The following is a 10,566-nucleotide window of genomic DNA, read 5'->3' on the forward strand; positions in this document are numbered from 1 at the left end:
GGTCAGCCCTTCTTCTTCTTGGTCAGGGCGATCACGTCGCCCAGCAGCTGCAGCTGTTCGGTGCTGGACGGCAGGTCACGTTCCAGCTTCTCGATCTCCTCGCGGAAATCAGCCACGTCCTCGAAGCTGCGGTACACCGACGCAAACCGCACATACCCGACATGATCGAGCTTGCGCAGTTCATTCATCACGAACTCGCCAACCTTGATCGAAGGCACTTCGCGCTCGCCGCTGATGCGCAGCTGATGCACCACCGCACGCACCGCCGCTTCAATCTTGTCTTCGGCCACCGCGCGCTTCTGCAGCGCGCGATCGAAGCCGGCGCGCACCTTGCGCTGGTCGAAGGCTTCGCGGGTGCCATCACTCTTGACGATGGCCGGCAGCTTCAGCTCGACCGTTTCCATGGTGCTGAAACGCTCGCCGCACGCTTCGCATTCACGCCGACGGCGAATCGTCGCGCCGTCTTCAGAGACGCGCGAGTCGATGACCCGGGTATCGGCATGTTGGCAGAAGGGGCAATGCATGGAACGCCTGGCTGAGGGAGCAACCTGATTGCCACGGTCATGGCAGCGTCGCAAAGGTACCTGAGAAAGGGCTTAGCAGCAAATGCTGTCTGCGCGGAAGTGCCTGCCCGACGCCCCATGGCACGCGCCGCAGGCAGCTCAGCAGGCTTGGTCAGCTCCGAGAGGCGTCTGACGCCAACGCAACCACGCCAGATGTGCGGCCGGCAGTAGAAACGGCGGGCCCAAACCGAGGTAGGCCAGCAGGGCGAATTCGCCCTGTTTGAACACCAGGTGCAGCATGACGACGACCACCGCCAATGCCGCCAGAACACCCAACCCCAACCCCACCCACGCAGCAAGCGACGATTGCTGCAGGCCGGCCCGGCCACGCCGCAGGAACACGCCGCTCAACCACAGCCACGACAGCAGGCCGATGATGCCACCCGACGACCACAGCAGCAGCACCGTGAGTTCGTTGCCGGGCAGATACTTGCCGTCCACCGCGACCATCAGCCCCAGCACCGCGACGGTGCCTGCGGCGGCAAGGGCCGGCAGTCCCAGCAGCAGGCCGCCGACCGCCACCATGCGCTTGTGTCCGCTTTCATCCATGGCGCGTCGGCGCTCCCGCAAAGGTGGCAGCATCAGCGCGCGCACGCAGAAGCATCAACATGCCGGCAGGCACCAGCAGCGACGGCCCGGCGAACAGCCCGCTGAGCACGGATGGGCCAAGCTCGGAGAAGTAGTACAGCGCCATCGCCAGCATTGGCAGGCCCGCCAGCACGCCCAGGCCCAGCAGCCACCACCAGCGGCGTGATGCCGTGTGCAGCCCGCGTGCGCCATCGCGCAGCCAGAAGATGCTGAGTGCGACCCAGGCCACCAGGCCGGCGATCGCGAAGGATCCCCACGCGAACCTGCCGGCGGCAAACCACAGTTTGTCCGCGTCCAGGGTAGCCAGTCCGATCACGCCCATGACCAGGGCGATGCAGGCGCCCGCGCCGCCGAAGAACAGGCTGGGCAGGCCAAACAGCACCGCCACGGCGGTGTACAGGTACCTGAGGTGGCGCTCTTCCATGCGCGGTTGCTCCAATGCTGGGGTCAGAGCCCTTCCCTGCGGGAAGGGATCCGACCCCACTCCCCGATCAGCCGTAGACCGGGTACTTGCGGCACTGCGCGCTGACGGCATCACGCACGCGGGCGATCACGGCGTCATCGTTCGGCGCGTCGAGCACATCGGCGATCCAGTTGGCCAGGTCCACGCAGTCCTGTTCAACGTAACCACGGGTGGTCACCGCCGGGGTGCCCAGGCGCAGGCCCGAGGTCACGAACGGCGAACGCGGGTCGTTCGGCACCGAGTTCTTGTTGACGGTGATGTGCGCCTTGCCCAGCGCAGCTTCCGCGTCCTTGCCGGACACGTCCTTGCCGATCATGTCGACCAGCATCAGGTGGTTCTGGGTACCACCGGAGACGATCTTGTAGCCGCGCGCGATGAGCGTGTTGGCCATCGCCTGGGCGTTCTTCACCACCTGCTGCTGGTAGGCCTTGAAGCCCGGTTCCAGCGCTTCCTTGAAGGCCACGGCCTTGCCTGCGATGACGTGCATCAGCGGACCGCCCTGGATGCCCGGGAACACGATCGACTGCAGCTTCTTGACCAGGTCTTCGTCGGCACCCTTGGCGACGATGATGCCGCCGCGCGGGCCGCGCAGGGTCTTGTGGGTGGTGGAGGTCACCACGTGGGCGTGTTCCAGCGGGCTCGGGTAGACGCCGGCGGCGACCAGGCCGGCCACGTGGGCCATGTCCACGAACAGGTAGGCACCGACCTTGTCGGCGATGGCGCGGAAGCGCGCCCAGTCGATCACCTGCGAGTACGCCGAGAAGCCGGCCACGACCATCTTCGGCTTGTGCTCCAGGGCCAGGCGCTCGACTTCGTCGTAATCGATCAGGCCCTGGTCGTTCACGCCGTACTGCACGGCGTTGAACAGCTTGCCGGAGGCATTGACCTTGGCACCGTGGGTGAGGTGGCCGCCGTGGGCCAGGCTCATGCCGAGGATGGTGTCACCCGGCTGCAGCAGCGCGAAGTACACGGCCTGGTTGGCCTGCGAACCGCTGTGCGGCTGCACGTTGGCGTAGTCGGCCCCGAACAGCTGCTTCAGGCGGTCGATCGCCAGCTGCTCGGCGATGTCCACGTATTCGCAGCCGCCGTAATAGCGCTTGCCCGGGTAGCCTTCGGCGTACTTGTTGGTCAGCTGGCTGCCCTGGGCTTCCATCACCGCCGGGCTGGTGTAGTTCTCGCTGGCGATCAGCTCGACGTGGTCTTCCTGACGCTGGGTTTCGGCGGCGATGGCCTTGGCCAGTTCGGGATCGTAGGTTTCGATGCGGACGTCACGCGGGAACATCGGTTACTCCAGGCAGGGTGAGGAACAACGAGTTGTTCATTGTAAGGCCGACGGCCCGGTCCCGTCAGATCTGGTTGCCGCTGGAACGACTGCCACCTCGCCCGGGCGACCCAATCCGTGACCTCATTCCTTGAATAATCCAGAAAATCTTGCTCCAGACCCTTCAGAACTCTTCTGTCCGGCCGATACCGCTGCTCCAGCCAGAAGCCTCAAGGAAGTGTTGCTCGTGAACCGTCTGTATCGCCTGGTCTTCAACCACGCCCTGAAGACCGTGCAGGTCGTCTCTGAAATCGTCACTGGCAGCCGTCCTGGCCGTTCCCCCTCCCCCGCCCATGCGCCTTCGCTGTCACTGCGGCTGCTGGTGCCGGCGCTGGCTCTGGCGTCTTCAGCCACGGCCCAGGCCGCCGCACCGGCAGGCTGGAACAAGTGGGGCGTGGGTAACTCGATCATCTGGTTCCAGGCCAGCAACTGGTCCGGCGGCGTGCCCACGGCAACGTCCGCGGCGGCCTACATCGATGGCTTCTCGCGCGTGGAATCGCCCGGCGCCGTCAGCAACCATCTGCACGTGGGCTACGAAGGCACCGGCACGCTGGATGTCATCAATGGCGGCACGCTGACGTCGTCCACCATCTTCATGGCGACCCAGGCAGGTTCAACCGGCCAGGCCAACATCGACGGCGCTGATTCGTTCTGGCGCAGCAACACCACCATCGGCGTGGGCCATGCGGGTACCGGGCGCGTGACCATCACCGGCGGCGGGGCGCTGGACATCCGTACCGACAGCTACATCGGCGCCACCCCGACCGGCAACGGCACGGTCTATGCCACCGGCGATGGCTCGCGCTTCCTGACCGGCGGCAACCTGTTCGTCGGCAACGAGGGGGTGGGCCTGGTCAGCATGCAGGCGGGCGCGGACATGACCAGCGGCAGCGCCTATGTCGGCAACACGGCCACCGGCAACGGCACGGTCGAAATCACCGGTGCGGGCAGCACCTGGGTCAACAGCGGCAGCCTGGCGATTGGCAGCACCGGCACCGGCACGGTGAAGGTCCTGGATGGCGGCAGCGTAACCGCTGGCACGTTCATCGCGCTGGGCCGCCTTCCGGCCGGGGCTGCACGCAGCAGTGGCACACTGATCGTGGATGGCCCCGGTTCGCAATTCACCGGCAGCACCCAGATGGTCGTCGGCGGCTCCGGCGACGGCACGGTGCAGATCAGCAACGGCGGCCGGATGGACATCGCAGGCTCGGTGGTGATCGCCGAGCAGGTCGGCAGCACCGGCACCGTGTCGGTGAGCGGCACCGGCAGCGAATGGCACAGCACCTACCTGCGCGTGGGCGCCAACGGTGATGCGCAGTTCAACGTGGCCAATGGCGCGACGGCACGCGTGGACACCGCCATCGACGTCGGCCTGACCGCCAGCAGCAAGGGCGTGCTGACGATCGGCAACAATGCGGTGCTGAGCGTTGGCGACGGCACAAGCGGCCGCATCACTCCCGGCCAGGGCGATTCCTCGCTGGTGATGGACGGCGGCACCCTGCAGGGCAATGGCACGCTGCAGGTCAGCACCAAGGTGGACCTGCAGGGCAGCGGCACGATCGCCTCGGACAGTGCGGTGGACGTCTGGGGCACGGTGTCGGGCACCGGTCTGTTGACCAAGACCGGAACCGGTACGCTGTCGATGAACAGCAACAACACCCATAGCGGAGGCATGCACATCCAGGGCGGACGCCTGGTCCTGGGCAGTGCCTCGGCCGCCGGCACCGGCGCGCTGACGATGGCCGATGCCACCTCGCTGGCGTTCGGCCTGAACACCCTGGCCGTTGGCAATGCGATCCGCCTGGACGGCACGGTGAATGTCGACCTGACCGCGGGCCAGTCCGCACTGCTGTCCGGCGCGATCGACGACAGCAGCGCCCACGGGCGCCTGGTCAAGACCGGCACCGGCCGTCTGACCCTGTCGGCCGCCAACAGCTACAGCGGCGGCACCCAGGTCGATGCAGGCACCCTGGCGGTCGCCACCACCGGCGCGGCAGGCACCGGCGAGGTGCGCCTGGCCAATGGCACCACCCTGGCCTTCGCCGGCAGCGCCGTTGCCTTGGGCAACGCCGTGGTGCTCGATGGCAGCAGCACCGTCGACGTAGCCCTCGGTACGGGACGGCTGAATGGCGTCGTGGCCGATGGCAACGGCATCGGTACGCTGGCCAAGACCGGCTCCGGCGTCCTGGCACTGGAAGCGGCCAACACCCATTCCGGTGGCGTGCAGGTGCAGGCCGGCGGCCTGATGCTGGGCAATGACACCGCCGCAGGCAGCGGCCGGCTCTCACTGGCCAACGGCACGACGCTGGGGGTTACCCGCGCAGGCCTGGATGTGGCCAATGCAATCAGCCTGCAGGGCAGCGGCAACGTGCTGCTGGACAACGGCCGCGACGCCCGCCTTTCCGGCGTCATCAGCGACAGCGCCAGCAGCGGCCGCCTGGTCAAGTCGGGCACCGGCATGCTGACCCTGGCCGGCAGCAACACCTACAGCGGTGGCACGACCATCAGCAGCGGCATGCTGAAGATCGAGCGCGAAGATGCGCTGGGCAGCGGCGCGGTGCAGATCGGCAACGGTGCTTCGCTGGGCCTGGCCGGCAACACGCGGGGGGTCGCCAATGACATTTCCCTGGCCGGCACTGCCGGCGTGGTGGTCTGGCCGGGCAGCGCCACGCTGGACGGCGTGATCAGCGATGGTGGCAGCCGTGGCACGCTGGTGAAGAGTGGCGCAGGCACCCTGGTGCTGTCTGCAGCGAACCGCTTCACCGGCGGCGTGCAGGTGGACATGGGCACGCTGACGCTGGGCAACGCTGCAGCAGCCGGCGGCGGTACGCTGACGATGAACGACTACACCACGCTTGCCTTCAACGGCAGCGGGTTGAACATCGCCAATACCCTGCTGCTTGGCGACCGCGTAACGGTGCGCACGGACGATGCCACGCAGCTGTCGGGCAGCATCGGCGATGCAACCGGCAACGGACGCCTGGTCAAGACCGGCACGGGCACCCTCACCCTGTCCGGTACCAGCACCTACAGCGGTGGCACCCAGCTGGATGCCGGCACGCTCGCGGTGACCGGTAGCAACGCCCTGGGCAGCGGCGCGGTGCAGCTGGCCGATGGCACGACCCTCGCCCTGGTGGGCAGCGATGTCGTGCTGGGCAATGCGCTCGCACTGGAAGGCGAAGGCACCATCGACGTGGCCAGTGGCAGTGCCACCATCAACGGCGTGATCCGCGACGGCGAGCGCAGTGGCGGCATCATCATGATGTCGCTGGCTGTTTCGCCGCTGGCAGCGCCTGCCCCGGCGTCGGGCACGCTGGTCAAGACCGGTGCCGGCGAACTGGTGCTGGGCGCCGACAGCAGCTACAGCGGCGGCACCCGCATCGAGGCCGGCAGGCTGCGTCTGCAGGACCGTGCGGCGATCGTCGGTGACATCGCCATCGCCGCTGGTGCCGGCCTGGACGTGGCACGCTCGGCGGACAGCCGCTTCAGCGGCGTGCTGTCCGGCGCCGGTGAAGTGCGCAAACTCGATGCCGGCCAGCTGTGGCTGACCAGCGACAGCCATGCGTTCAGTGGCCAGACCCTGATCGAGCGTGGCAGCCTGTTCGTGCAGGGCGCACTGGGCGGCGCCACCACCCTGGGCGCAGCCACCCTGCTCGGCGGCACCGGCACGCTGCAGGACGTGAGCCTGCTCGATGGCGCCAGCCTGGCCCCGGGCCTGGAAGGCGGCATCGGTACGCTGAACATTTCGGGCAACCTCGCGTTCAGCCAGAGCGCGCGCTTCAACGTGGACGTTGCCGCCGATGGCAGCAGCGACCGGGTGCGCGTGGGCGGTACCGCCATCCTGGGCAACGCCGGCACCGTGGCGCTGGCACGCGGCAGTGACTGGTCGCCGCGCACCCGCTACACCCTGCTGACGGCCGACCAGGCTGTGCAGGGCGTGTTTGCCGGCGTCACCAGCAACTTCGCCTTCCTGACCCCGAGCCTGGAATACGACGCCAACAACGTCTACCTGACCCTGGCCCGCAACGACATCGCCCTGCCGGACGTCGAAGAAGCGTTCCCCGACGTGAAGGTCAACCGCAACCAGAAGGCCGTCGCCACCAGCGTCGAAGCGATGGGCACCGGCAACGCGGTGTACGACGCCGTGGTGCGGCTGGAGGTCGACCAGGTGGTTCCGGCCTTCGACAGCCTGAGTGGCGAGATCCATGCCGCCCACCGCGGCACGCTGCTGCAGAACCGGTTCCTGCACGATGGCGTCGACCGCCACCTGGACGGCACGGTCATGGCCGGCGAAATCGCACCGGGCGTGCGCGCCTGGATTGCCGGCAGCGGCGGCCAGCGCCGTACCGATGCCAGCAGCGAAAATGCCGGCCTGCGCGCCTCGCAGCACGGCGTGATGGCCGGTGCCGGCTGGCAGCTGGGTGAGTCGCTGGAGCTGGGCGTGGCCGCGGGCCAGCAACAGCTGGTCAGCCGCCTGGCCCAGCGCGATGCGCGCAGTGAAACCGACAACACCGAGTACGGCCTGTATGCGCAGTACCGCTGGCAGGGCCTGAGCCTGCGCGGCGGCGTCAGCCGTGCCGACTACCGCACCGACAGCACCCGCACCGCCCAGGTCGGGACCACGCTCAGCGAAGGTCTTGTGTCCCGCGAAGATGCCACCGGCACCACCGCGTTCCTGCGGGCCGGCTGGAGCTTCGGTGGCCCGCGCCTGCAGCTGACCCCCGAACTGGAACTGGCCCAGGTGCGCCTGAGCAGTGACGGCAGCCAGGAACACGGCGGCCACAGCGCCCTGCAGCTGGAGAGCAGCAGCGCGACCTATCGCAGCGGTCTGGCGGCACTGCGTGTGGACTGGGACATCAGCGGTGGCCAGCGTGACCGTGCGGCGCTGACCGCGCGCGTGGGTTGGCAGGCAGCCGGCGGTGATCGCCTGCCGCAGGTCGACGCGCGCTTCGTGGAAGGTACCCAGGGCTTTGCGATCAACGCTGCGCCACTGGCCCGCCGCAGCGCCCTGGCGCAGTTCGGCGTGGCGGTGAGCCCGACCGACAACAGCCGCGTGGCACTGCAGATGCAGGGCCGCCGTGGTGATGGCCAGCGTGATGTGGGTGCGCAGCTGGACTGGTCGGTGGCGTTCTAAGCGAAGAACGGGGTCGGAGCCATTCCTGTGGAAAGGGCTCCGACCCCGGGTACGTCAGTAGATCCACGCCATGCGTGGATCCGACCGCCGGCTCAGCGCCCGCTGAGCACGTACTGGGCGATCACACCGGTGGCGATGGCCACCAGCAGCATGTTGCCGCGGTCATCGCGGATCCAGTGGTGGCCGTACGGCGGGCGACGCAGGTGGTAGCGCGGGTAGTCATTCACCACGTAGACCGGCCCACGGTAGTAGTCGCGGTAGGGGGAACCGACCCGCCAGCCGTAGCCGCCATAGCGCGGCGGCGGCGGTGCCGGGCGATAGACCACGCGGGGCGGTGCCGGGCGGTAGTAGCGGTCATGGTCGCGGTGCCAGTCGCGGCGTGCCTCGCGGCGGTCGCGCTCCCAGTCTCGGCGGTCCTGGCGCCACTCACGGCGATCCTCCCGCCACTCACGGCGGTCGTGGTCGCGGCGATGGTCGTTGTCGGCGAAGGCCGGGGCCACGGCGCCCAGCGCCAGCACAGAGGCCACAGCACTGGCCATTACTCGATTGATGCGCATGTGTCAGACCTCTGCTCGGGTGGGTGGTGAGCCCATATTGCGCAACCGATCTGAACCGTTTCCGGCTGGAAACGCTTCCCGTTGCAGGACTGTGACCCAGTATTCAGGCCACGGCCAGCCCGGCGCCCCTTCCCGGGCGCGGCCCGGAACCGGTTCCGGCTATAATTGGCGGTATTCCATTCCAGACTGTGCCCGCTGCCGCAACGGGATCTTCCCGTGACGGACCGGGCGCAGGGCCGCGCCTACGGAGACCGCATGTCCTCGCAATACATCTACACCATGAACCGCGTGTCCAAGGTGGTCCCGCCCAAGCGGCAGATCATCAAGGACATCTCGCTGTCCTTCTTCCCGGGCGCGAAGATCGGCCTGCTGGGCCTGAACGGCGCGGGCAAGTCCACCGTGCTGAAGATCATGGCCGGCGTGGACACCGATTTCGAGGGCGAAGCCCGCCCGCAGCCGGGCATCAAGGTCGGCTACCTGGCGCAGGAACCGGAGCTGGATCCGACCAAGACCGTGCGTGAAGCGGTCGAGGAAGGCGTGGGCGAAGTGCTGCAGGCCCAGGCCGCGCTGGAAGCGGTGTACGCCGCCTACGCCGAGGAAGGCGCCGACTTCGACGCACTGGCCAAGGAACAGGAGCGCTTGGAGGCGATCCTAGCCGCGGGCGACGCGCACACGCTGGAAAACCAGCTGGACGTGGCCGCCGATGCGCTGCGCCTGCCGCCGTGGGATGCGGTGGTCGGCAAGCTGTCCGGTGGTGAGAAGCGCCGCGTGGCCCTGTGCCGCCTGCTGCTGCAGAAGCCGGACATGCTGCTGCTCGACGAACCGACCAACCACCTCGACGCCGAGTCGGTGGAATGGCTGGAACAGTTCCTGGCGCGCTACACCGGCACCGTGGTGGCGGTCACCCACGATCGCTACTTCCTGGACAACGCCGCCGAGTGGATCCTGGAACTGGACCGCGGCCGCGGCATTCCGTGGAAGGGCAACTACACCGACTGGCTGACCCAGAAGGACGAGCGCCTGAAGCAGGAAGACAACCAGGAAAAGGCTCGCCAGAAGGCGATCCAGAAGGAACTGGAGTGGTCGCGCCAGAACGCCAAGGGCGGCCGCACCAAGGGCAAGGCCCGTCTGGCCCGCCTGGAAGAGCTGCAGTCGGTCGATTACCAGAAGCGCAACGAGACCAATGAAATCTTCATCCCGCCGGGCGAGCGCCTGGGCAATGCGGTGATGGAGTTCAAGAACGTCTCCAAGAAGTTCGGCGACCGCCTGCTGTTCGACAACCTGAGCTTCCTGGTGCCGGCCGGCGCCATCGTCGGCATCATCGGCCCGAACGGTGCCGGTAAGTCGACCCTGTTCAAGATGATCACCGGCCAGGAAAAGCCGGACACCGGCGAGATCGTGGTCGGCCCGACCGTGAAGCTGTCCTACGTGGACCAGAGCCGCGACGCGCTGGAAGGCAACCACAACGTCTTCCAGGAAATCGCTGGCGGCCTGGACATCCTCAACATCAACGGCATCGAGATCCAGTCGCGCGCCTACATCGGCCGCTTCAACTTCAAGGGCCAGGACCAGCAGAAGATGGTCGGTTCGCTGTCCGGTGGTGAGCGTGGCCGCCTGCACATGGCCAAGACCCTGCTGCAGGGTGGCAACGTGCTGCTGCTCGACGAACCGTCCAACGACCTGGACATCGAAACCCTGCGTGCGCTGGAAGATGCGCTGCTGGAGTTCCCGGGCAACACCTTCGTCATTTCGCATGACCGCTGGTTCCTGGATCGCATCGCGACCCACATCCTGGCGTTCGAAGGCGACTCGCACGTGGAGTTCTTCCAGGGCAACTACCGCGAGTACGAAGAAGACAAGCGCCGCCGCATGGGCGACGACGCTGCGCCGAAGCGCCTGCGCTTCAAGGCGCTGAAGTAACTGCAGGAAAACGCAAACGG

The 10,566-nt window shown here is 67.5% G+C and carries 7 protein-coding genes; 2 read left to right on the forward strand and 5 right to left on the reverse strand.

Annotation, left to right across the window (positions count from 1 at the left end):
* Positions 1–2 precede the first annotated feature (2 nt).
* The 4 genes from nrdR to glyA form a co-directional block, all read right to left on the reverse strand.
* Positions 3–524: a transcriptional regulator NrdR gene (gene nrdR / locus AC5P8Z_RS17165; protein ID WP_004143350.1), complete on the reverse strand. Its 522-nt coding sequence runs from the start codon at positions 522–524 to the stop codon at positions 3–5.
* Between the two features lie 138 nt (positions 525–662).
* On the reverse strand, positions 663–1,112 hold the full coding sequence (locus tag AC5P8Z_RS17170; protein WP_495229582.1) for a hypothetical protein: 450 nt from the start codon (positions 1,110–1,112) through the stop codon (positions 663–665).
* On the reverse strand, positions 1,105–1,575 hold the full coding sequence (locus AC5P8Z_RS17175) for a hypothetical protein (protein ID WP_495229583.1): 471 nt from the start codon (positions 1,573–1,575) through the stop codon (positions 1,105–1,107). Before AC5P8Z_RS17175 ends, AC5P8Z_RS17170 begins: the two co-directional genes overlap by 8 nt.
* A gap of 67 nt (positions 1,576–1,642) precedes the next feature.
* A complete protein-coding gene (glyA, locus tag AC5P8Z_RS17180; RefSeq protein WP_286070934.1) occupies positions 1,643–2,896 on the reverse strand; it encodes a serine hydroxymethyltransferase in 1,254 nt (417 codons plus the stop codon).
* A gap of 226 nt (positions 2,897–3,122) precedes the next feature.
* On the opposite strand from glyA, the gene AC5P8Z_RS17185 reads away from it, so the two are divergent.
* Entirely contained in the window at positions 3,123–8,069 is a 4,947-nt protein-coding gene (locus AC5P8Z_RS17185) for an autotransporter-associated beta strand repeat-containing protein (RefSeq protein ID WP_495229584.1), read from the forward strand.
* A 92-nt stretch (positions 8,070–8,161) separates the two neighbouring features.
* Here AC5P8Z_RS17185 and AC5P8Z_RS17190 read toward each other — a convergent pair whose 3' ends face one another.
* Positions 8,162–8,626, reverse strand: a complete 465-nt coding sequence (locus tag AC5P8Z_RS17190; RefSeq protein WP_286070932.1) for an RcnB family protein — start codon at positions 8,624–8,626, stop codon at positions 8,162–8,164.
* A 255-nt stretch (positions 8,627–8,881) separates the two neighbouring features.
* Between AC5P8Z_RS17190 and ettA the strand changes: the two genes are divergently transcribed.
* Complete coding sequence (gene ettA, locus AC5P8Z_RS17195) at positions 8,882–10,546, forward strand: energy-dependent translational throttle protein EttA (RefSeq protein WP_010481992.1); 1,665 nt, start codon at positions 8,882–8,884, stop codon at positions 10,544–10,546.
* The last annotated feature ends 20 nt before the right edge of the window (positions 10,547–10,566 follow it).

Source organism: Stenotrophomonas sp. YJH_SMC_17 (assembly GCF_059371655.1).

What these genes read in the sequence shown, in the direction of transcription:
- glyA (WP_286070934.1), bottom strand. Translation starts at nt 2,896, where the DNA reads ATGTTCCCGCGTGACGTCCGCATCGAAACCTACGATCCCGAACTGGCC.
- AC5P8Z_RS17170 (WP_495229582.1), bottom strand. Translation starts at nt 1,112, where the DNA reads ATGGATGAAAGCGGACACAAGCGCATGGTGGCGGTCGGCGGCCTGCTG.
- AC5P8Z_RS17175 (WP_495229583.1), bottom strand. Translation starts at nt 1,575, where the DNA reads ATGGAAGAGCGCCACCTCAGGTACCTGTACACCGCCGTGGCGGTGCTG.
- AC5P8Z_RS17190 (WP_286070932.1), bottom strand. Translation starts at nt 8,626, where the DNA reads ATGCGCATCAATCGAGTAATGGCCAGTGCTGTGGCCTCTGTGCTGGCG.
- nrdR (WP_004143350.1), bottom strand. Translation starts at nt 524, where the DNA reads ATGCATTGCCCCTTCTGCCAACATGCCGATACCCGGGTCATCGACTCG.
- ettA (WP_010481992.1), top strand. Translation starts at nt 8,882, where the DNA reads ATGTCCTCGCAATACATCTACACCATGAACCGCGTGTCCAAGGTGGTC.